The sequence below is a fragment of the Alginatibacterium sediminis genome (assembly GCF_003610775.1).
GTDB lineage: Bacteria > Pseudomonadota > Gammaproteobacteria > Enterobacterales > Celerinatantimonadaceae > Alginatibacterium > Alginatibacterium sediminis.
In genome coordinates this window covers 819200-840776 of record NZ_RAQO01000004.1, presented here as the reverse complement: position 1 = coordinate 840776, position 21577 = coordinate 819200, and the positions used below count along the sequence as shown (strand labels likewise).

The 21577-nt window shown below is 42.7% G+C and carries 20 protein-coding genes; 14 read left to right on the top strand and 6 right to left on the bottom strand.

The features are described 5' to 3' along the window. The first annotated feature begins 196 nt into the window (after positions 1 to 196). Positions 197 to 5476 carry an ATP-binding protein gene (locus DBZ36_RS06870; protein ID WP_120354166.1) on the top strand — a complete coding sequence of 1760 codons (5280 nt, stop codon included), beginning with the start codon at positions 197 to 199 and terminating at the stop codon, positions 5474 to 5476. Positions 5477 to 5478: 2 nt separating this feature from the next. Here DBZ36_RS06870 and DBZ36_RS06865 read toward each other — a convergent pair whose 3' ends face one another. Further along, positions 5479 to 6054 carry an LON peptidase substrate-binding domain-containing protein gene (locus tag DBZ36_RS06865; protein ID WP_120354165.1) on the bottom strand — a complete coding sequence of 192 codons (576 nt, stop codon included), beginning with the start codon at positions 6052 to 6054 and terminating at the stop codon, positions 5479 to 5481. A 229-nt stretch (positions 6055 to 6283) separates the two neighbouring features. Between DBZ36_RS06865 and hrpA the strand changes: the two genes are divergently transcribed. Genes hrpA through DBZ36_RS06850 form a run of 3 tightly spaced genes read left to right on the top strand, consistent with a single transcriptional unit; the run spans position 6284 to position 10949 of the window. Next, positions 6284 to 10147 (top strand): ATP-dependent RNA helicase HrpA, encoded by a 3864-nt coding sequence (gene hrpA / locus DBZ36_RS06860; RefSeq protein ID WP_120354164.1) that lies wholly within the window; start codon positions 6284 to 6286, stop codon positions 10145 to 10147. 3 nt (positions 10148 to 10150) lie between these two features. Then, positions 10151 to 10429 carry a SelT/SelW/SelH family protein gene (locus DBZ36_RS06855; protein ID WP_120354163.1) on the top strand — a complete coding sequence of 93 codons (279 nt, stop codon included), beginning with the start codon at positions 10151 to 10153 and terminating at the stop codon, positions 10427 to 10429. A gap of 46 nt (positions 10430 to 10475) precedes the next feature. Further along, a complete protein-coding gene (locus tag DBZ36_RS06850; protein WP_158589042.1) occupies positions 10476 to 10949 on the top strand; it encodes a DUF2057 family protein in 474 nt (157 codons plus the stop codon). A gap of 6 nt (positions 10950 to 10955) precedes the next feature. Here the strand turns inward: DBZ36_RS06850 and DBZ36_RS06845 are convergent, their stop codons facing one another. Then, positions 10956 to 11402 carry a tellurite resistance TerB family protein gene (locus DBZ36_RS06845; RefSeq protein WP_120354161.1) on the bottom strand — a complete coding sequence of 149 codons (447 nt, stop codon included), beginning with the start codon at positions 11400 to 11402 and terminating at the stop codon, positions 10956 to 10958. 168 nt (positions 11403 to 11570) lie between these two features. After that, positions 11571 to 12155, bottom strand: a complete 585-nt coding sequence (locus tag DBZ36_RS06840) for a superoxide dismutase (RefSeq protein WP_120354160.1) — start codon at positions 12153 to 12155, stop codon at positions 11571 to 11573. A gap of 293 nt (positions 12156 to 12448) precedes the next feature. On the opposite strand from DBZ36_RS06840, the gene grxD reads away from it, so the two are divergent. The 5 genes from grxD to moaE are packed head-to-tail and all read left to right on the top strand — an operon-like array spanning position 12449 to position 14586. Continuing rightward, entirely contained in the window at positions 12449 to 12778 is a 330-nt protein-coding gene (grxD, locus tag DBZ36_RS06835) for a Grx4 family monothiol glutaredoxin (protein WP_120354159.1), read from the top strand. 60 nt (positions 12779 to 12838) lie between these two features. After that, positions 12839 to 13354: a molybdenum cofactor biosynthesis protein B gene (gene moaB / locus DBZ36_RS06830; RefSeq protein ID WP_120354158.1), complete on the top strand. Its 516-nt coding sequence runs from the start codon at positions 12839 to 12841 to the stop codon at positions 13352 to 13354. 9 nt (positions 13355 to 13363) lie between these two features. After that, on the top strand, positions 13364 to 13870 hold the full coding sequence (gene moaC, locus DBZ36_RS06825; protein WP_267900173.1) for a cyclic pyranopterin monophosphate synthase MoaC: 507 nt from the start codon (positions 13364 to 13366) through the stop codon (positions 13868 to 13870). Next, positions 13867 to 14124: a MoaD/ThiS family protein gene (locus tag DBZ36_RS06820; protein ID WP_120354157.1), complete on the top strand. Its 258-nt coding sequence runs from the start codon at positions 13867 to 13869 to the stop codon at positions 14122 to 14124. Before moaC ends, DBZ36_RS06820 begins: the two co-directional genes overlap by 4 nt. After that, positions 14125 to 14586, top strand: coding sequence for a molybdopterin synthase catalytic subunit MoaE (gene moaE, locus DBZ36_RS06815; RefSeq protein ID WP_120354156.1), 462 nt, complete (start codon positions 14125 to 14127; stop codon positions 14584 to 14586). Positions 14587 to 14623: 37 nt separating this feature from the next. Here the strand turns inward: moaE and moeA are convergent, their stop codons facing one another. After that, the gene (gene moeA, locus DBZ36_RS06810; RefSeq protein ID WP_120354155.1) at positions 14624 to 15862 is read right to left on the bottom strand and encodes a molybdopterin molybdotransferase MoeA; all 1239 of its coding nucleotides are present in this window, start codon (positions 15860 to 15862) and stop codon (positions 14624 to 14626) included. Between the two features lie 130 nt (positions 15863 to 15992). On the opposite strand from moeA, the gene DBZ36_RS06805 reads away from it, so the two are divergent. After that, positions 15993 to 16517, top strand: coding sequence for a GNAT family N-acetyltransferase (locus DBZ36_RS06805; protein WP_120354154.1), 525 nt, complete (start codon positions 15993 to 15995; stop codon positions 16515 to 16517). Between the two features lie 4 nt (positions 16518 to 16521). Here DBZ36_RS06805 and DBZ36_RS06800 read toward each other — a convergent pair whose 3' ends face one another. Further along, positions 16522 to 17019, bottom strand: coding sequence for a YgjP-like metallopeptidase domain-containing protein (locus DBZ36_RS06800; RefSeq protein ID WP_120354153.1), 498 nt, complete (start codon positions 17017 to 17019; stop codon positions 16522 to 16524). Positions 17020 to 17090: 71 nt separating this feature from the next. Here DBZ36_RS06800 and DBZ36_RS06795 point away from each other — a divergent pair, with 71 nt between their 5' ends. Both DBZ36_RS06795 and yccX read left to right on the top strand, forming a co-directional pair. Next, entirely contained in the window at positions 17091 to 17786 is a 696-nt protein-coding gene (locus DBZ36_RS06795; protein ID WP_120354152.1) for a DNA-3-methyladenine glycosylase I, read from the top strand. A gap of 16 nt (positions 17787 to 17802) precedes the next feature. Continuing rightward, positions 17803 to 18072, top strand: a complete 270-nt coding sequence (gene yccX, locus DBZ36_RS06790; protein ID WP_120354151.1) for an acylphosphatase — start codon at positions 17803 to 17805, stop codon at positions 18070 to 18072. A gap of 31 nt (positions 18073 to 18103) precedes the next feature. Here the strand turns inward: yccX and metG are convergent, their stop codons facing one another. Then, positions 18104 to 20164, bottom strand: a complete 2061-nt coding sequence (metG, locus tag DBZ36_RS06785; protein ID WP_120354150.1) for a methionine--tRNA ligase — start codon at positions 20162 to 20164, stop codon at positions 18104 to 18106. Positions 20165 to 20328: 164 nt separating this feature from the next. On the opposite strand from metG, the gene udk reads away from it, so the two are divergent. Then, positions 20329 to 20976, top strand: coding sequence for a uridine kinase (gene udk, locus DBZ36_RS06780; RefSeq protein ID WP_120354149.1), 648 nt, complete (start codon positions 20329 to 20331; stop codon positions 20974 to 20976). A gap of 2 nt (positions 20977 to 20978) precedes the next feature. Continuing rightward, positions 20979 to 21560 (top strand): dCTP deaminase, encoded by a 582-nt coding sequence (dcd, locus tag DBZ36_RS06775; RefSeq protein ID WP_120354148.1) that lies wholly within the window; start codon positions 20979 to 20981, stop codon positions 21558 to 21560. Positions 21561 to 21577 lie beyond the last annotated feature (17 nt).

Below are 21577 nucleotides of genomic sequence, written 5' to 3'. Positions count from 1 at the left end.
ACATATATCTTTACTTATAATAACAACCGCTTTCAATGTGATGTACACCGTGCTGGTAAGTAACAAGGAATTTATTTTACCTTGTTACTTAACGGGGCAGTTTTTATCGTCTAGACTTCAACATGTAACTGTTTTCGACTTAAGACCTTGAGACAAAACAATTTTGTTTTAAGTAGAGCGACAAAAGGAACATTCGTTGAGAAGACTTATCCCGTATCTATGGCCCTTGTTCCTTCTTTTTCAGATATTCACATCCCCTGCTGCCAGTAGTGAACAATTAGAAGCTATTCCTAGCTTACGCGTCGGTGCTGATGTCAATTACTATCCTTATGGATTCACTAATGATGAAGGGCAGTTTGATGGCATGGTTCGTGACTTCTTAGATGAGATTGAAGCTCGGGGAAATATAAGCTTTGACTATAAAATCGGTATGGGTTGGCCTGCGATGATAACAGGTATGCAAAATAATGAGCTTGATTTGCTGCCGTATCTTACCTTTGATCAAAAAAAATCAGACTATCTAGTATTTAGCGATAGTTACTTCAACTACAGCAATGTTGTTTTTACAGATGAAAACAGCCCTGATATTGACAGCTTAAATGAATTAAAGGGTAAAACTATAGCTCTGGCGAAAGGTTTTGAATCTATACCTTGGTTGGAGCAAAACTACCCGGAGATTAAACTACTACTGGTCGATGAACTATCCTTTGCATTGCAGGCAGTTGCTTCTGGTGAAGCCTTTGCCACCATGGCTGAGTTTGGTGCTGCCAACCAATTGCTGCAACGATTAAGGTTAAACAAGCTCAAAGCAAATTACAGAGTGAATGAACGGCGCGATATTCCGGTCACCATGGCTTTAAGCAAACAAAATTCCCATCTGGTTGAGTTGGTCAACGCTGAACTTGCGCAAATACCGCCACAAATTAGAAATAATATAATAGGGAAGTGGCGTAACAATACGTCAACGCAGGAGCCGCTATTTGGCGGTTTTAGTTTAAATAGTCCTCCGTACGCGTTCCCAGATATCGCGAATTTGGGGCTTGAGTTCACTTTGTTAGGTAATACCTTGGCTGACATGGGCTATCAAATATTTGAACGGATTGATATATCCGAACTTAGTGCTCAAGAGGCTTTCTCAAAATTTCCCGATCTAGACTTTTGGGTTGGTATCGATCCTGAACCGAATTCAGGTGTTTATGTATCTGAAGTATTGGTGGATAGGGATGTCGTCGCCTTTAGCAAAGGCGAATTTGAAATAGATTACGATGATCTGCCTACACAGGCCTTGTTGGTAGAGCGTTTGAATGGCGCGCCAACAAAGTATGCTAGTTTTATCGCGACGAATCTTAATGAAGCTGAAAGCTATGTTTATGGGCAGCAGGCATTAGATTCGTTTGTCTCAGGTAATAGTGATTTGTTGTTTGTTGATAAACTTCAGCTAAATTGGCTTCTGCAATTTGACCCACGTTTTTCGGGATTTTCAGCGAGCAAGCAGCACAGCCAGGTTCTAAGTTCAATGCTAAACACGCATGTTGCGTTTCGCTCTCGTGAATTACGGGATTTATTCGATCGACAGCTGAAAGCTTATCAAGCTAATCAGGCATACCAAGATATTTTATTAGTATTTTCGGAAAATGATTTTACTCAGCAAATAGTTCGGGCAGAAGTGATAAGCAAGTCAATTTTGCCCTTTGCCGTGCAAGGTCAGCAAAAAAAGCTTCGTGAAATTCTGAAACTGTTCCAACAGGGATCAGGTATTCAAGCAATTGAAGTGATGCTACTCGGCCCCAATCGCAGTTTTCTTAAAATGCAGGTTAAAGACGGCGATTTTGTTCAAGTTCCGTTTATTGAGTCCAAAGGTTTGGTTCACATTGATAAATATGTAGTAGCAGACCCGAACTGGACTGGTGCTGATAGCGCTATTGTTAGCTTTTATGGACAACAAGACTGGGACCGTTTAAAAAGCTTCCCACATCTACCGGTTGCGACACAATTTTTGGACCTTGACCCTACAGTGTTTGCACATGTATCAAAGATTTATACGAGTAATTCAGTAGAAGGCGAGCGCTTTAAACTTACCACCGAAGAGCAGCAATGGTTGCTGCAAAACCCAGACATAAAGGTTGCTATTGACCCCGACGCTTTGCCTTTTGAGGCCATTGACAAGGATGGCAAGTTTATTGGGATAATTTCTGAATACCTGCAGTTACTGAGCGATCTAACTGGAAGCCAATTTATTCCTGTTCCCGTCGATGATTGGGAACAGTCATTAGACCTAATTCAGCATCGAAAAGTCATGGTTGTATCAGCCGCGTTCAACAACCCCTTAGTGTCGTTAGATTATCGTCCAAGCAAAGAGCTAGCTTCTCAACAACTATCGGTTGCATTTTCTGACAAGCAGTCAAATATTAACAAGCAAGAAGATTTACTTGGTAAACGCGTAGGTGTAGTAAACGGAGCCTCGTATTCAGACTCTTTAGTCGATTTATATCCAGGTGTGGAGTGGCAACTCATACCAAATACCGCTGAAGGTTTAGATAAACTAAGTAGCGGTAAGCTTGATTACGTTGTCGATAGCGACCTTGTTTTGCGCTACTTAATTCAAACGCGCGGCTATTCCAACCTTTCCATTGATAGTGTCACCGACAATAAAGTTCGTTCAACCCTATTTGCATTGAAAAGTGAGCCATTGTTACACAGCATCATTGGCAAAGTTTTAGGTTCAGTCAGTCAGCAGCAAAAAGATGCCATTATCCGAACTTGGGTTCCTAACGACAAGGTAAGCTCCATTGATTATACATTGGCGTTACAGATTGCTTCTGTTCTGGGTATATTGTTCTTAGTTGTTATTTGGTGGAATCGAAAGTTAAGCCGAGAGGTTGGGGCTCGCAAGCATGCTCAGGCCCAAGTTCTAGAACGCGAACAGGCTTTGTTTCAAATTCTAAATACTGCGCCCGTAGGCATGGCAATTATTCAAGATAGCTATGCGGTGTTTACCAATAGCACAATTTTGAAAATGTTCAGATTAGAAAACGTCGACTTGTCGCAATTTGCACCTGATCGTATATATGCGGATCCAGAAGAGCGTGCTGAGAGCTATCGCATTCTACTTGACCAAGGCTACGTAACTGACCGTGAAATAGACTTTGTTCGTCAAGACCAATCACAATTTAGGGGCTTAGCGAGCTATGCTTCAATAGATTTTAAAGGCAAACCCGGCGTGTTGTTTTGGTGCTATGACATCACCCCTTTAAAATTACTGACTGACGAGTTGGTCATAGCCAAAAATGTAGCGCTAGAAGCTAGCCAAGCGAAGTCAGATTTTTTAGCCAACATGAGTCATGAAATCCGAACTCCGATGAATGCCATCATTGGACTCTCTTACCTTGCTTTAGAAGGTGAGCTCGATAAAGATGCTAGAAACTATGTGGGTAAAGTTAATCAATCAGCGAATAATCTGCTTGGGATCATCAACGATATACTCGACTTCTCCAAAATTGAGGCTGGAAAAATTGACTTAGAGTGCATCCCGTTTAGCCTCCGTGATGTGCTTGATAATGCGTTAATGCTGGCTCAGGTCAGTGCTCAAGAGAAAGGCTTGTATCTCAAGGCAACTGTTGAACCGCAGATTATCCTTAATCGCTTAGGAGATCCGCTTCGTCTTGGGCAGATTTTAACTAATCTAATTAGCAATGCAGTTAAGTTTACGCAACATGGTGGCATCACAATTTCTATTCTAGCGACTGACACAACTGAAAAGTTGCGGTTTGTGGTTAGTGACACGGGTATCGGGCTAGACAAAGAGCAGCAACAAAAACTGTTCTCGGCTTTCTCGCAAGCTGATAGCTCTACCACTCGTAAATATGGTGGAACTGGACTAGGACTAAGTATATGTAAGAGCATGGTTAATGCCATGCAGGGCGACATCTGGATAGAAAGCGAAGTCAATAAGGGCAGTGACTTTATGTTTACAGCAACAATTGACATAGACGATGCGCACCGGCAGCTCTTAATCAATAGCTTTAAAAATGAACTATCAGAACTCGATTGTTTCTGGCTAGCTTTGGATAACATTGAAAGGCATCTTGAATTACGCAGCGAACTCAAAGCCCTTTGTTGCAATTACCAAGAAATTACTGAGGTTTCAGACCTTGAATTGCTAGCCGCAAATAAGACCAAACCTACACTACTGATGGTGGCCGGCGCAGGTTTGCCTGAACAAGCGCAATCGGCACTTACGCACTGTATTCAACACATGCAGGTACAGAGTGTTTGGCTGTGTTCTGAACAAGATGTTGATTGTAATACGCTTGGGTTTGACCATGTCATCCAAGGCAGTGTCGATCTGGCTTTGTTGAATCAGTTGCTTAATACAGACAAGCGTGATGATAACGCTGAGCAACGTTTGCATGAAAGGCAACAAACACTGTTAGATAGGCGTAAAGGCTTAGCTGGGGCTTACCTACTAGTGGTTGAAGACAACAACATCAATCAGGAGCTTAGTAGAGAACTACTTGAACGAAGTTCTATACGTGTTGATATCGCGGTTAACGGCTTAGTCGCTATTGAAATGGTGAAACAGAATAAATATGACGGCATCCTTATGGATCTGCAAATGCCAGTGATGGATGGTTTTGAGGCTGCGGCAGCGATTAAGGAAATGGACAGCAATATTGCCATTATTGCACTCACTGCCTCGGCATTTTCCGAAGATAAAGAACGTGTCATCGCAGCCGGTATGTGTGATTACATTGCCAAACCCATCGACGTTGAGCAAATGTTTCAAGTACTCAGTCACTGGATAAAACCGAGTAAGGTCTTGCCATTGAGCGAAGCTTTATTATCAGTACAAACGCAGAATAATCACTTTGACTTTAAAGCTGACCTAATCAACGAACGCGCAGGAATGCGGGTAAGTGATAATGACATTACGCTTTATAAAAAACTGCTTACCGGTTTTTCTAAAGAAATGAAAAGTTTCCCAACTGAATTAGAAGACCATCTAAACCAAGCGCAATGGCAAGATGCGCAGCGACTAATCCACACCCTTAAAGGAAACGCTTTAAATATTGGTGCCCATGCCTTGGCGGCTTTAGCACAAGAAATAGAAGAATTAGGGATTGCTAAAATCTATAAGCAAGAACCAAGTTTTTATACCAGCCTTGAAGACACAATTGAACTCACTGTGCTTGAGATAAACAAAGCTGTCGGACTAGACAGCAAAACAGAAGAATCCCAACCAGAAAGTTTAACGATTATACCAACGCAACTAGCGCTGCAAAAACTTGTTTCTCTTGTCTCGTTGGTTTCCAATTTTGATTATAACGCCAGTGAGCTAGCTCTAGAACTTAGCGGCTGTTTTGACGACGCAAACGACAATAATCGTATGCGCGAAGTCGTCACTCTTTTAGATGAATATGAGTTTGAGAAAGCACAAGTGATTGTTGAACAAATTATCGCTAATCTTGATGGTTAACTTCATGCATCATAGTTGGTTCGTGCTTTTCCAATATGGGTAAACACGAGGTCTAGCACCAATTTGTTCAAACTAGCTGCTTGTTGTTGCTGCAGTATTTGCAACTGTATGTCTCGCGTAAAAGGGATTAATTCTGCCCAGCGTTGGGCTAGCCAAGTTTGATCGCTAACATTTAGTAATTCAACTTCTGAGTACAAATTTAGTTCAGTTAATATTTCTAGCAAACTAACTGCAAGTAGCTGATATTCATCTTGAACTTCGATTGATGGTAAGTTTTCCAAAGCGTCTATTTTAGCGAACCATAAGCCATCATCTTCTTGTGTTGCTTCACTCAAAAGTACCCGTTGTTGTCCAATAATGGTGATTTCAAGTAAGCCGTCTTCCAATTGGTTGAAGTCCTCAATGTTAACTTGAGTTCCAACTAAAGGCAGTTGCCCATTGACAAGGGGCAAACACATGACAAAGCCTCCACGCTGACTAGCGACTGCGACTAGACGTTTGTAGCGGGGTTCGAAAATCCGCAGACGAGTTCTGCCATTAGGTAATATTAATATCCCTAAAGGGAAAAGTGGCAACATATATTCTCCAGTAAGTGGTCATTGCAAGATCCCAATACTCTATATCATAGATTTAGGAATCGTTGCTGATTGGCTTTAACTGCTAAAACATCCGCTATTTAAAAGCAGAAGTCGTACAATTTCTAATAACTGTCTATGAATACGTAAACAATGCTCGAATTGATCATCAGCCCTAGACGCAAGACCTTGGCACTGCTAGCATTTGCGCCTTACGAATCGGAGAAATAGTTTGAGTTTAACAAGTCGTGAGCTATTGCAGCTTATCCCACAAGCAATGATAAAAGACCGCCACCCTTTACAGCGTAAGTTACGTCAGCTCAAAGGTGAGGATCAACAACAACTGCAAAGCTTAGAAAATAGTTTATTGTCCTCGATTGAAGCGGTAAAAAATCGACAGTTAAATTTACCTGAGATTTCGTATCCAGAAGCCTTACCGGTTTCACAGGAGCGACTGGCAATAACTCAGGCTATACGAGATAACCAAGTTGTAATTATTGCTGGTGAGACGGGCTCGGGTAAAACGACTCAAATACCAAAAATGTGCCTAGAATTAGGCTTAGGTAACTACGCAACCATTGGCCACACGCAACCGCGGCGTCTTGCCGCAAGAAGTGTTGCTCAGCGAATTGCAGATGAATTGCAAACAGATCTAGGCAGTTTAGTCGGCTATAAAGTTAGATTTAATGATAAAATTCAGGCCGACAGTCAAGTCAAACTAATGACCGATGGTATTTTACTGGCTGAATTACAAAATGACCGCTATCTAAATCAATATTCGGTCATCATTATTGACGAAGCTCATGAACGCTCACTTAATATTGACTTTATTTTAGGATACTTGAAACAGCTTTTAGTCCGCCGAAAAGACTTAAAAGTTATTGTGACCTCTGCGACTATTGATCCGGAGCGATTTTCCCAGCATTTTGAAAATGCACCAATCCTAGAAGTTTCTGGCCGTACTTTCCCTGTTGAAACACGCTATCGTCCGTTAAAACAGGACCAACAAGACCGCGATTTATTTGAAGGTATCAAAAGCGCTGTCGATGAACTCGATAACGAGTTGGAAGGCGACATCTTAGTCTTCATGAATGGCGAGAGAGAAATTAGAGATTGCGCAGATTATCTGAATAAACAAAACTTTAGAAACACAGAAGTCCTGCCCTTGTTCTCAAGGCTGTCGAACGCTGAACAAAATAGGATATTTAATTCTCATAGTCAGCGACGGATAGTCTTAGCGACCAATGTTGCGGAAACCTCAGTCACAGTGCCGGGGATTCGTTATGTGATTGATCCAGGAACAGCTCGAATAAGCCGTTATAGCCACCGTTCTAAAGTGCAGCGTTTACCCATAGAAGCGATTTCACAAGCCAGTGCTAACCAAAGAATGGGTCGTTGTGGGCGTCTGTCTGATGGCATCTGTATTCGTTTATACGAACAAGAAGATTTTGATCTCAGACCTGAATTCACCGACCCTGAAATTCTACGTACAAACTTAGCCTCGGTCATTTTGCAAATGACCTCGCTTCGCTTAGGTAAAGTTGCAGACTTTCCATTTGTCCAAGCACCGGATCAACGCAATATTAAAGATGGCTATGATTTGCTTGAAGAACTGGCTGCTATCGATGAAAACGATCAACAAAAGCTTACCAACATTGGACGCGCTATTAGTCGTTTGCCCTTGGACCCGCGCTTGGCGCGCATGGTTGTAGCTGCAAGGGATTTTGATTGTGTGGACGAAGTTATCGTTATTGTTGCAGGTTTAACCATTCAAGATCCGCGCGAGCGACCACTTGATAAACAACAAGCAAGCGACGAAATGCATCGTCGTTTCTTTGACGAAAATTCAGATTTTGCAGCGTATTTGAATTTGTGGCGATATCTGCAAAAACTTAGAAAAGAAATTAGTGAAAGCGCGTTCCGCAAGCGCTGTAAAAAAGAATTTTTAGCCTATATGCGGGTACGTGAATGGCAGGACTTAGCGACTCAAATTAGACAGCAAGTCCGAGAACTAGGTTATCCCTTGCACCAACGCGAGCCTGACTTTGATGCCATTCATCAGGCTTTAACCACGGGCTTGCTAAGTCACATTGGTTTTAAAGACAAAGAGCGTGAGTTTCTCGGTGCTAGAAACCGTCGCTTTGTTGTGTTTCCAGGTTCGGGTTTAGCAAAAAAGCCTCCTAAATGGTTAGTGGCTGCAGAGTTAACTGAAACGTCGCGCTTATTTGCTCGAACAGTTGCTAAAATCCAACCTCAATGGTTGGAAGCTCTTGCCAGTCATAGGACTCACTCGCGATTTGATGAACCACATTGGTCCAAAAAACGTCTATCAGTCATGGCATATGAAACCGTGACATTGTATGGCCTAACCATCATCAGTAAACGTTTAGTGAACTACGCAACTATTGATCCAGCCATGGCTCGAACAATATTTATTCGTAGTGCTTTGGTTGAAGGCGAGTGGAATTGTAAGCATAGTTTTTACAAAGAAAACCAAGCCTTACTAGACGATGTAGAAGCACTAGAGCACAAAAGTCGCCGCCGAGATATTCGAATTGACGATCAACAGCTTTATGATTTTTATGATAAGCGTTTACCTGAATCCATTGTTTCTGCTCGTCACTTTGACAAGTGGTGGAAAAAACAAGGACAAAACGACAAGGATTTTTTGAGCTTTAGTCGACAAGAGTTAATGCGTCACGATGCAAAGCATGTGACCAATAAAGAGTACCCCAACACTTGGAGTAGCGATGGTATCGAGCTTAAGCTTAGTTATCAGTTTGAACCGGGTAAAATAGACGACGGTGTTAGCGTGAGTATTCCGTTACCCTTACTCAATCAAATTGATGCGAGTCAGTTTAAGTGGCAAATACCAGCGTTGCGTGAAGAACTTGCGATCGCCTTGATCAAATCTCTACCTAAATACTTACGCCGTAATTTTGTGCCCGCTCCCAATTTTGCACAAGCGGCGCTGGCCAATATGTCGCCATCCGATGGTGACTTTGTAGAGACGTTTAGCAAACACTTGCTTCGAATGACAGGGGTAAGAATAGACGCCGAACTTTGGGATTGGCAGCAAGTTCCCGCGCATCTACGCATTAACTTTAATATTATTGATGCCAAATATAAAACAATTACCCAAGGGCGTGATTACGCAAACTTGCAACAACAGCTCAGTGGCAAAGTCGAAGAAAGCATACAACAAGCAGCCCCGAATAAAGGTTTGGAGCGTCAAGGCCTTACCACTTGGGATTTTGAAAGTTTGCCGCAGCTTATTGAACAAAAGCGTCAAGGATATACCATAAAGGCTTACCCAGCCCTTAGTGACGACAAGAAGTCCGTATCAATCAAGTTATTCGATGACCAAGAAACCGCTGCCCAGAGTCAACATCAAGCTTTGATACGATTGTTAGAAATTGATTGTCCAGCGCCGCTGAAGTATTTACAACAGAAATTGCCCAATCGAGCAAAACTAGGACTGTATTACAATCCTTTCGGAAAAGTAGAGCAACTGATCCAAGACTGTATTCGCTGCGCCATATTGGAAATTGTCGGCGAGCAAGTTGTACAATCTCAATCTCAATATACACAAATAAAAGACGATGTGAATCAACAGCTCGCACAGCAAAGTTTGGACGTTGTAAATGCGATTGAGCCACTTCTTAGTCAACACTATGCGCTTAAAAAGAAACTTAAAGGCAAAGTTCCCTTGGAATGGATTTTAGGACACAAAGATATTAGTGCACAGCTAGAAGCTTTGGTGCATCCAGGGTTTGTTTCCCAAAGCGGTTTGTCATCGCTTAAGCATATCCAACGCTATCTACTAGCGATTGAAAAACGTCTTGAAAAGCTTCCTGTCGATCCGCAACGTGACCGACTTGCGCAACAACAGATTCAAAGCTGCGAGAACGACTATTTGGCCTTGAAAAACAAATTTCCAGAACCCAAATACGCTAAGCAAATTCAAGCGGTATTTTGGGCCATACAAGAATTACGAGTCTCGCTGTTTGCCCAACAACTAGGCACTCAATACCCCGTCTCAGCCAAGCGTGTTTCGAAACAGATTTCTGAGCTGGACAAGGCATTGGTGGGTTAAGTTATGCAGACCAAACCAAGAGTATCGATTCACTATTGTTGTTTATGTCGTTGGTTACTACGCGCGTCATGGCTTAGCCAGGAGTTACTTTCAAGTTTCAGTGATGAACTTGGAGAGGTGGCACTGGTTCCTGGTGACAAAGGTGAATTTCGTATTTACGTGAATCAAACCCTCATTTGGTGTCGGGTCCAAGATGATGGATTTCCAGAGGCTAAAGTGCTTAAGCAACGGGTGCGCGATGTTATCGCGCCTACTAAAGACCTAGGTCATTCTGATCGTTAACCTAGTTCTACACGTATTTTGTACAGTTATAGTCGGGAGAATGAACATGAATATTAGGAAATCTATCTACTTTGGCTTGATTCTTTTTTCAGCCACGCAAGTTCAGGCTGCAAAACTAAGTTTAGATCAGTTCGTACACCTAAGCTTTATCAATGGTGTCGCTGCCAATGAGCTTGCAAACTCTTCTCGGAAGTCAGCGGAATTATCGCCAGGAACTTATCAAATTGTTGTGAAGTATGGGAATGCGGATACGTTTAAGAAAAACGCTAGGCCATTTCATAGTAAACCCAACATACTTGTTATTGAAGTAGATGAAAGGGACATGAAATTAGCGCTTCCTATCGGGTATAGAAACGTTGCTACGGCGCGCTACAATTTTGACAGAACTCCTGAATGGAGTATCGAATATAGTGATGGTAGTAGGAAATCGTTAAAGGTCGAGCAAGTAAGCGGCACAGTCATGGAATATGACGCCAAAATAATGGCCGCTTACGAGCAGTTTAAAGCGTCAAACGAATAGAACTTGTTATTGTTGTAGTGCGCATTGTTTGGCTCGAATATAGTCACTTTGAGTCACATATAGTAGATCTGCGATTTGGCGTATCAACGCTTCTTCGTGAGGATCGATAACTGCATCTGCGTTAGCAACCAGCCATAAATCTTCGACTAATTGGTAGCGAAACTGATAATCGAGCTCTTTGAGATCTTTAGTAAATTCATAAACTGAGGTCGACGCCTCTGCCTTACGCAAGGCTTGCTCAAAAAGTTCATGTGATTCTTCAGCATTTAGCTCAAACAAGTGCACTATACGTTCGAGTGTTTTACGTTTTTCATCATCAGCTAGCTGATTGTCGCTAAGGGCAATTTGCAACAGTAGGCTGGTTGCTGAAAGTTGTTGTTTATTGCTGTTGTCGACCACTGCGGTAGGCTGTTCAAAAGCTGACTCGAGCAGTTTCTTAAAGTTTTTTAGCATTTTAGGATCCAGATGACGCGCTTAAGCAAAGCCTTTTGCGAAGAGCCGTTGTTCAAATTGCTGAAAAAGAAGCACCTACTTCTACTGAAACGCCATAGTAACAAGAAATAGCGTAAACAAAAAAGCCAGTCAAAATGACTGGCTCCAATTTCGTGCTAAAAATGAGGATTAGCCAGCAAAGTTTGCCGCTGCGAATTCCCAGTTAGCTAGTGCCCAGAAACCTTTTAGGTAATCTGGACGCACGTTTCTGTAATCAATGTAATATGCATGTTCCCAAAGGTCACAAGTAAGAAGAGGTGTAACGCCTTCGTCTGTGAGCGGGGTAGCAGCATTACTAGTATTTACGATCGCAAGACTACCATCTGCATTTTTTACAAGCCAAGTCCAGCTTGACCCGAAGTTGTTTACCGCACTATCGTTAAATTTCTCAACGAAGGCTTCAAACGAACCGAAACTTGCATCAATAGCCGCTGCTAAAGCACCGCTGGCTTGACCGCCGCCATTTGGAGACAAAGAGTTCCAATAGAAGGTGTGATTCCAGATTTGGGCTGCATTGTTAAATACGCCAGCTTCAGAAGTTTTTACAATCTCTTCTAAGCTTTTACCAGCAAACTCAGTACCGTCGATTAAACCGTTTAGCTTAACCACGTATGTGTTGTGGTGTTTGCCGTGGTGAAACGAAAGCGTTTCAGCAGAAATATGAGGTTCCAAAGCATCTTGAGCATATGGCAGTGCTGGAAGGGTAAAGGACATGTGTACTCTCCATTGTTAATAAACTTGAGTGTTAACTTATACTGCTAACTCACCAAGTTCGATCACACGACAGGTAGCAACGGTTGTTACTACCTACTAAATAACGTAAACAGACGCTTAATCTAACATTTGCCAAGTGAGGCGCAAAGCTATATTGAAAAATAAATTTGATCTGTATCAATATAGAACCCAAGCCTAATATTTGATAAAGTTCGGTTTCTTTTTGCGTGGCCAAGACTGGTTTAGACTGAAGTTTTTACCTAGCCAGCGATTTTATAGATAAGGTTTTAATGATGGAAACGATCGACAAAATTAAACAACAAATCGCAGATAACTCTATTCTGTTGTACATGAAAGGCTCGCCTCAATTTCCTAGTTGTGGCTTCTCTGCTCAAGCCGTAGACGCGCTTAAAAACTGTGGCGAAGCTTTTGCTTATGTTGATATTCTTCAAAACCCTGACATTCGTGCTGAGCTACCTATTTATGCACAGTGGCCAACCTTTCCACAATTGTGGGTAGACGGTGAATTAGTGGGTGGATGTGATATCATCATGGAAATGTTCCGCAGTGGTGAATTGTTGCCTTTAATCAAAGAGTCAGCAGCAAACACTGAAGCGGAATAAAATCCGTTTCATCGCCCTAGTGAGTCCCCTTACTAGGGTGAGTTACCCTTAGGAGTCACTATGGCGCATTTAGCGCAGGCTGAGTTTAAAAGCCTAGGAATCGCAGTTTTAACCATTTCAGATACCCGCATCGAAAGCAACGACACTTCTGGTCAATATTTAGCTGATGCACTTGGTGAAGCCGGACACCGTTTAATCGACAAAAATATCGTTATCGACGACATCTATCAAATCCGCGCTCAAATTAGTCAATGGGTAATCAATCCAGAAATTCAGGTAATTTTAACCACTGGCGGCACTGGTTTTACGGTTCGTGACAATACTCCAGAAGCAGTGAGTATTTTGTTTGATAAAGATATCGAAGGCTTTGGAGAGCTATTTAGACAAATTTCATACACTGAAATCGGTACTTCGACGGTTCAGAGTCGTGCATTAGCAGGATTTATCAATCGTACTGGTGTTTTTTGTGTTCCTGGTTCGACCAATGCATGTAAAACGGCGTGGCAAAAAATATTGCTAGAGCAATTAGACTCCCGTCAAAAACCTTGTAATTTTGCCCCCCATCTTAAAGCTTAGGAATAAGCCTTGACTGACTCAAATGAATTAAGCCATGTTGATGCCGCTGGTCGTGTCAATATGGTTGATGTTGCGGATAAGAACATCACACAACGCCAAGCTATAGCACAAGTCACAGTGTTGATGCGCAAGGATACACTTGCCATGATCATTGATGGGCAGCACCCAAAAGGTGATGTGCTAACTACCGCTCGAATTGCAGGTATTCAAGCCGCTAAAAAAACCAGTGACTTGATACCGCTGTGCCATCCACTGATGCTAAGTAAAGTTGCCATTGATATCGAAGCTAACCATCAGGACAATAGTCTGATTATCAGCTGCTTGTGCAAACTTAGTGGACAGACGGGTGTTGAGATGGAAGCTCTAACCGGTGCTAGCGTTGCTGCGTTAACGGTTTATGACATGTGTAAAGCTGTTCAAAAAGACATTACCATTGACGGTTTGCATTTGTTAGAGAAAGACGGCGGTAAATCTGGGACGTATCGCGCTAATTCTGCGCAGGAGTCACACCTATGATTCAAATACTTTTTTTTGCTCGTTTACGTGAGCAACTTGGACAGTCAAAGGTTCAGCTCTCTTCGGACGCGCTTGAGACACCTACAAGTATCCAGACCGTGTTGGATTACCTTCAGCATCAAAACCCGAGTTGGCGTGACGCTCTAAGCAGCCCTGACCTTTGTTTTGCTATTGACCAAGAGCAGGCACAAGTTACAGACCTCATCTCTCAGAATTGTGAAGTTGCAATTTTCCCACCAGTAACGGGTGGATAAATGACCTTTAGTCGCGTAAGTGTGCAAACCCAAGTGTTTGATGTTGCCGAGCGTTATGCATCGCTTGCCAGTAATTCAAGCGCTGGTGCTGTAGTGACTTTTGTTGGTCATGTGCGGGACATGAACCTTGGTCAAACCATTCAAAGCTTAGAACTTGAGCATTATCCAGGTATGACAGAAAAGGTGCTCGAACAAATTAACCTTGAAGCCATCGAGCGATTTGATATCAATGGACTGGACGTTGTACACCGAGTTGGTGTGCTTGACGTTAACGAAGCGATTGTATTTGTTGGCGTAAGTAGTGCGCATCGTGGCGATGCATTTCAAGCCTGCGAGTTTGTGATGGATGCGCTAAAAACCAGAGCACCATTTTGGAAAAAAGAGCAGGGTAGTGACAATACCGCTTGGGTATCTCATCGCGATAGCGATAGCCAAGCGGTGGAGCGTTGGGCAAAAAAATAGGCGCTTGCAGCGCCTGTTTTAGTTTTAACTGGCTTAACTAGTCTTCTAAAATGCCTTTAAATAACTCAACCTGAACCGTCTCTCCAGGGCTTACGCTAGCACGCTCGTTCTCTAACACAACAAAACAGTTTCCTGAACTTAAACTCGTTGGCAGAGCGCTACCTTGCGCACCAGTTGTTCGCACTCGTAGTTGACCGGTGTCATCGAGGTAAGCGACACCTCGTTGAAAATCCTGTCGTCCTGGACGTTTACTTAAGCTATCGTCGCAGATTGCTGGACTGGTGAGCGCTGACTGATAATTCCAACCACACAGGGCTGCGATACAAGGGACGCCAACTTTATATAAGGTGACTAAAGCGCTGACAGGATTACCTGGTAATCCAAGAAAAACACTATTGTCTAATTGACCAAACGCGAGCGGTTTACCAGGCTTTATGGCTAGTTTCCAAAAGTTAATTTCGCCTTGTTCATCAAGTACTTGTTTCGTGAAGTCAGCCTCACCAACGGATACGCCACCGCTACTGATCACCAAGTCAGCTTGTTGGTCCGCCAAACGAAATGCACTGCGTAATAGCTCTAAATCATCGGGGATAACGCCCATGTCAATTAGCTCGCATGGCAACGAAGTTAGCAACGCGGCAACCGCATAGCGATTACTGTCGTATATCTGACCTGAAGCGAGGGGTTTTCCCAGCGCTTGAAGTTCGTCACCAGTTGAGAAAAATGCAACTTTTAGCAAGCGTTTTACTTGCACTTCAGCAATACCAAGGTTTGCTAGTAAAGCGATTTGTGCTGGCTTTAGACGTACTCCTTTTCCGAGGGCGAAATCAGAAACCTTTAGTTCACTACCTTTGTAACGCACGTTTTGACCTAGCCTTGCGAGCTGGTTAAAAGTAATCGCATCATTGTCTGCGTTGGTTTCTTCTTGCATAACCACAGTGTCCGCACCATTAGGCATTGGAGCACCGGTCATAATCCGCATACATGTGCCCGGTATTAAGGCTTCGATGTCGCTATCACCGGCATATATGCGACCACTCAAGGGTAGTTGTTGCCCTGGGGTAGTTAAATCTTGATGACGAAGTGCGTAACCATCCATCGCTGAATTGTTAAAACTCGGAACATTTATGGGAGATGTAATGTCTTGTGCTAAGACCCGATCATAAGCCATAGCTAGCGGAATTGTTTCAATTTCCAGTACGTCTGACAATATCAGTTGCATTTGCTCCAATGCCTGAGCTAAGGGCAATAAACCTGGTTGATCACAACATCCCATGAAAAATCCTTGTTGATAAATAGGTGCCTAGTTTAGCAAAATTTTATTTAGAGCAATATCTCACTTTTAACTTTTATTTCTTGCATCATTTCTGTAACATCTTCGCTACCTTAAGGATGAGGGATTTAACATGATAGCTGCAGATACGCAGACGAGCGCCAAAATTAGTCTCGAAATACGACCAACACACAGCCTGGAATTGTATCAATTTTGTGAAGTTTTAATGAATGCCGCAGATCGTTTTGAAGGCAAGGATGACGTGCAGTGGGAATGTGATCAAATTACCCCACATCATTTGTTAGCCCGACATCGATTAGACGAACTTATTTTGGCCTTCTCGGGAAAAATAGCCGTTGCAGCGATGATACTTAAAGAGCAAAATCCAAGCCTTCCTTATAACTTCGATGATGGTGACAAAGCACTATATATTGAAAAGCTTTCGGTACATTCGGACTATGCCTCTACGGGTATTTCCCAGCAAATGGTCGACTACGCGATGTTAAAAGCACAACGAAGCGGTGCAAACTTGCTACATCTTGTATGTAATGGTCGCGGCAAAAGCCTTTGTAGCACCTTAAATCGTTTGGGTTTTGTCGCTGTAGAACACTTCAAAAGCAGTGAAGCGAGCCATCGTTATTTTAGATTAAGCCTATAGAACGTCATTTTAGAGTGCTTTCTTGGTGGCAGAGGTAAACCCTGAAGTCGAATTCTAACTGATGATAGTTGGGCAGCATATGCTCACAAAGCTGGTAAAATGCCTTGTTATGTTGGCGCTGTTTAAGGTGAGCAAGTTCATGAACGACAATCATTTCTAAAAACTCGATAGCCCCTTGCTTAAATAGACTGCTAATACGAATTTCATTTTTGGATTTTAGTTTACTACCTTGAACCCGACTCACCACACTATGTAAACCCAAAGCATGTTTGACTACATGGAGTTTAGGGTCAAATACTACTTTACTAAGGGGAGCGGATTGCCTTAAGAAGGTATTCTTGTAGTTAATAGTAAATTCCCTGAGTGCTTTGTCACTATTTACTTCATGACTATTAGGATATTTATCAGCGAGGTACATGCCTAAGCGTTGTTGCTCAGCGAGTTGTCGAATAGATTCTACAAGGTGTTCTGGGTAGTGTTCAATATAGCGAAGCTCGGTCATTAGTCTGGTACAAATATGGTAAAGTAAACTATTTCTACAGTGATAAACTAACAAATGCAAGGCAGTGCAGTGTGACAACAGTCCAGTCTGAAAACTTCGATTCTATATGGAAACGAGCGGTTCAACGCAAAGGATCGCAAGCAAATTTAGAATCCTTGCTACAACAGCCTTTGTCTAAAGAACAACTTTCGATGATCCCAGATGACCGATGGTTGTCTACATTCACCAGTAGCATATTTAAGTCAGGTTTTGTTTGGCGTGTTATCGACAACAAATGGCCCAATTTTGAACGTGCATTTTTTGGCTTTGAAATTGAGAAAATGCTACTACTCAATGAGCAGCATATTGAGCGCTTAGCCAGCGATGCTAGCATTGTCAGAAACCTGCAAAAAATTAGTACCGTGAGTCACAATGCCCAGTTGATACATCGCCTGGCAATCGAACATGGTAGTTTCGCAAAATTTATTGCCCAATGGCCTGATGACGACTTTGTAGGCTTATGTTTAATGCTAAAGAAACAAGGGGCACGTTTAGGTGGCAATACTGCAGCATATAGCATGCGCCGAATGGGGAAAGATGCTTTTGTGTTATCCAACGATGTTACCAGCCAGCTAATTGCCCAAGGCGTCGTTGAAAAAACGCCGAGTTCCCAGCGAGATATGCGCGCTGTGCAAGCTTACTTTAACCAACTTAGAATTCAAAGTGGACGCTCGCTTACAGAAATAAGTCAAACAATTGCCTATTCTGTAGGTGATAACTACGTTTAGACGGAGCTTGAAGCGTATGCACAGTTTTAGAGCTATTGTAAAAGGACATGTTCAAGGCGTTGGGTTTCGCTACTTTACAGCTGATCAAGCGCTTCGCTTGGGCTTATGCGGCTATGCTAAAAACTTAAACGACGGTAGTGTCGAAGTGTTAGCTGTAGGCGAGCAAGACGCTTTAGGCAAATTAGCGTTATGGCTCAAAACCGGCTCTCCAGCCGCTAGAGTTACGGCTTTAGCTTTGACGTATCAAGACTATGAGGGCTCAGTTAAGGGATTTTCTTGTGAATAAAAAAAACCGCCATTAATGGCGGTTTTAAAAACTACATAATGCGCATTCCTGGCTGAGCGCCTTCATCGGGGCTCAGTATCCAAAGTTCTTCACCACCTGGGCCAGCGGCTAATACCATGCCTTCAGACATGCCAAAACGCATTTTTCGTGGCGCTAGATTGGCAACCATAACGGTTAGCTTACCTTCAAGCTGTTCTGGAGAATACGCTGATTTGATGCCGGCAAACACTTGTCGAGTTTCACCGCCAATGTCTAGCTGAAGTTTCAATAGCTTGTCAGCTTCGGCAACATGTTCTGCTTTAACGATACGGGCTACGCGCATATCAACTTTAGCGAAATCATCAAAATTAATTTCTGCAGCTATCGTGTCGTCGCTCACCTTGTTAGCGCTTGCTTTCTTTGGTTTAGCAGCCTTTGGCTCAGCTTTGGCTTGACCGGCTTCAACCTCTTGTTTGGAGTCTTCAACCATAGCCGCAACCAACTTTGGATCGATGCGCTGTATCAAGGCTTTGAATGGATTAATTTGGTGCGAAAGCAGAGTTTGCTCTAAGTTATCCCAGCGAAGTTCAACTAACATAAATTCTTCAACTTGCTTTGCCAGTTGAGGAAGAATCGGTTTTAAGTAAGTCATGAGTACTTTAAATAGATTCAGTGAAAGACTACATACTTGGTGCGCTAGTTGTTGCTGTTCTGGATCTTTAACTAATTGCCATGGAGCTAGCTCCGCTATGTATTGGTTAGCTTTGTCAGCAAGCGCCATTATTTCGCGTATAGCTTTGCTAAACTCACGCTCTTCATAGTATTTGGCAACCGTGGCTTGTGCGCTAACAAACTCAGCCAGAAGTTGTGGATTAGAAAGCTCACTTGAAAGCTGTCCATCAAAGCGCTTGGTAATAAAGCCAGCTGTACGTGACGCTATATTTACAACCTTACCAACCAAGTCAGAGTTTACCCGCTGGGTGAAATCTTCGAGGTTTAAGTCGAGATCATCAATCCGACTGTTAAGTTTAGCTGCATAATAATAACGCAGATATTCTGGCTGCAAATGGTCTAGGTAAGTACGCGCTTTAATGAAGGTACCACGAGACTTAGACATTTTTGCGCCATTGACGGTTACATACCCATGGGCGTATACGCTAGTGGGTTTTCTAAAACCCGCACCTTCAAGCATTGCAGGCCAGAATAGGCTATGAAAGTAAATAATATCTTTGCCAATGAAGTGGTAAACCTCGGCTTTTGAGTCTTTGGCCCAAAAGTCGTCAAAATTAAGGCCTTCTGATTTATCACATAGGTTTTTTAAACTCCCCATGTAGCCGATTGGTGCATCTAGCCAAACATAGAAAAACTTGTTTTCAGTGCCTGGTATTTGGAATCCAAAGTAGGGAGCATCGCGGCTAATATCCCATTGCTGTAGTCCTTGCTCAAACCATTCAGCTAGTTTGTTTGACATCTCGGATTGTAGTGAGTCAGATTTTGTCCATTCACTTAGCATGTCAGAGAAAGCTGGTAAGTCGAAAAAGTAGTGCTCTGAATCTTTCAAAATAGGTGTTGCGCCAGAAACAACAGAGCGTGGGTTAACAAGATCCGTAGGGCTATATGTTTCACCACAATTGTCACAGTTATCACCATTTTGGTCTTCGCTACCACACTTTGGACAGCTACCTTTAACAAAGCGGTCAGGCAAAAACATTTGCTTTTCTGGGTCATACAATTGAGAAATTGTTCGGGTCTTTATGTGCCCGGCGTCATTAAGTCGATTGTAGATTAACTCTGACAGTTCACGGTTTTCGTCGCTATGTGTTGAATGGTAGTTATCGTACTCAATCAAAAAGTCTGAAAAATCGGCCATATGTTCGATACGAGTATCGTCAATCATTTGCTCTGGGCTTATACCCAATTCTTGTGCTTTAAGCATGATAGGCGTGCCATGTGCGTCATCGGCACAAACATAAATGCACTGGTTGCCGCGTAATTTTTGGAAACGAACCCAAATATCAGTTTGGATATGCTCTAGCATATGGCCCAAGTGAATTGAACCGTTGGCATAAGGTAGAGCAGAAGTTACTAAGATTTGACGATTTTCAAGAGTCATAAACAGGCCAAAATGTCGAGGAAATGGGAACAAAATCAAGCGACAAATAATAGCGGATATTCTAGTGCTTTCCTAGGCTTTTAAAGCCTCCAGATAGATACTAAGTCCGTGACCTGAATCGAGATTACACCTATACTTAGCACAAATTCCTAAAATGAGTTGTTATGAGTCTTTCACAAAGTAGATGTGTCGCTATTGGCATTGCAGGGGCGTCTGCCTCAGGTAAGAGTTTATTTGCTAGAACCATTGTAGATGAAATCCGGGCTGAGTACGGAAAAGGCGGGATCTGTGTCATTAATGAAGACAATTACTATAAGCCGCAAGATCATCTGTCAATGGAAGACCGCGTTAAAACCAACTATGACCATCCGTCGTCATTGGATCATGAATTACTTGTTAAACAAGTAGAGCAATTGAAAAATGGGGAAAGCATTGAACTGCCACAGTACTGTTATCAAACCCATACTCGTCTTAAAACTACCAAAACTGTAAAACCAACCCAAGTCATCATTGTTGAAGGGATTTTACTACTAAGTTCAAGTTCAATTCGCGAAAAACTCGATACTACTATCTTTATGGATACGCCCTTAGATATTTGTTTAGCGCGACGCATTCAAAGGGATATGAAAGAACGGGGCCGTTCATTAGACGGTGTACTCGCGCAGTACCACATGACTGTACGCCCAATGTTCTTACGTTTTATCGAACCGTCAAAGCAACACGCCGACGTCATCATTCCTCGCGGGGGTAAAAACCGTATTGCTATTGATATCATTAATACACGAATTCGCCACCTATTAGCAGAGAAGTAACTATGCGTTTATCAGATCAACATATCATCGATTATTTAGATAAAGGTGCAATCATTATTGAGCCTCGCCCAGAAGACTCCTCCATAACCGGTGTGAGTGTTGACGTACGTTTGGGTAAAGAGTTTCGTGTTTTCAACGACCACACCGCTCCGTTTATCGATCTCAGTGGGCCTCGTGAACAAGTGAGTGAACAACTCGAAAAAGTAATGAGCGACGAAATTGTGATTGAAGAGGGCGGTGCTTTCTTTTTACACCCAGGTGAACTCGCTTTAGCGGTTACCTTAGAGCATGTCACCTTGCCTGCAGATATAGTTGGATGGTTAGATGGGCGCTCATCACTAGCTCGTCTTGGTTTAATGGTACATGTCACGGCACATCGTATCGATCCAGGCTGGTCAGGACGTATTGTGCTTGAGTTTTATAATTCTGGAAAACTTCCATTAGCGCTGCGGCCCAACATGTGTATTGGAGCTTTAAACTTTGAAACGCTTTCAGCTCCAGCAACTAGGCCTTACAACAAGCGGAGTGATGCTAAATACAAAGGTCAGTCAGGTGCTGTTGCTAGCCGAATTAACCAAGACTAATTCCTACTCATTTTTGC

What these genes read in the sequence shown, in the direction of transcription:
- DBZ36_RS06865 (WP_120354165.1), bottom strand. Translation starts at nt 6,054, where the DNA reads ATGTTGCCACTTTTCCCTTTAGGGATATTAATATTACCTAATGGCAGA.
- DBZ36_RS06855 (WP_120354163.1), top strand. Translation starts at nt 10,151, where the DNA reads ATGCAGACCAAACCAAGAGTATCGATTCACTATTGTTGTTTATGTCGT.
- DBZ36_RS06850 (WP_158589042.1), top strand. Translation starts at nt 10,476, where the DNA reads ATGAATATTAGGAAATCTATCTACTTTGGCTTGATTCTTTTTTCAGCC.
- DBZ36_RS06845 (WP_120354161.1), bottom strand. Translation starts at nt 11,402, where the DNA reads ATGCTAAAAAACTTTAAGAAACTGCTCGAGTCAGCTTTTGAACAGCCT.
- DBZ36_RS06840 (WP_120354160.1), bottom strand. Translation starts at nt 12,155, where the DNA reads ATGTCCTTTACCCTTCCAGCACTGCCATATGCTCAAGATGCTTTGGAA.
- grxD (WP_120354159.1), top strand. Translation starts at nt 12,449, where the DNA reads ATGGAAACGATCGACAAAATTAAACAACAAATCGCAGATAACTCTATT.
- moaB (WP_120354158.1), top strand. Translation starts at nt 12,839, where the DNA reads ATGGCGCATTTAGCGCAGGCTGAGTTTAAAAGCCTAGGAATCGCAGTT.
- DBZ36_RS06820 (WP_120354157.1), top strand. Translation starts at nt 13,867, where the DNA reads ATGATTCAAATACTTTTTTTTGCTCGTTTACGTGAGCAACTTGGACAG.
- moaE (WP_120354156.1), top strand. Translation starts at nt 14,125, where the DNA reads ATGACCTTTAGTCGCGTAAGTGTGCAAACCCAAGTGTTTGATGTTGCC.
- moeA (WP_120354155.1), bottom strand. Translation starts at nt 15,862, where the DNA reads ATGGGATGTTGTGATCAACCAGGTTTATTGCCCTTAGCTCAGGCATTG.
- DBZ36_RS06805 (WP_120354154.1), top strand. Translation starts at nt 15,993, where the DNA reads ATGATAGCTGCAGATACGCAGACGAGCGCCAAAATTAGTCTCGAAATA.
- DBZ36_RS06800 (WP_120354153.1), bottom strand. Translation starts at nt 17,019, where the DNA reads ATGACCGAGCTTCGCTATATTGAACACTACCCAGAACACCTTGTAGAA.
- yccX (WP_120354151.1), top strand. Translation starts at nt 17,803, where the DNA reads ATGCACAGTTTTAGAGCTATTGTAAAAGGACATGTTCAAGGCGTTGGG.
- metG (WP_120354150.1), bottom strand. Translation starts at nt 20,164, where the DNA reads ATGACTCTTGAAAATCGTCAAATCTTAGTAACTTCTGCTCTACCTTAT.
- udk (WP_120354149.1), top strand. Translation starts at nt 20,329, where the DNA reads ATGAGTCTTTCACAAAGTAGATGTGTCGCTATTGGCATTGCAGGGGCG.
- dcd (WP_120354148.1), top strand. Translation starts at nt 20,979, where the DNA reads ATGCGTTTATCAGATCAACATATCATCGATTATTTAGATAAAGGTGCA.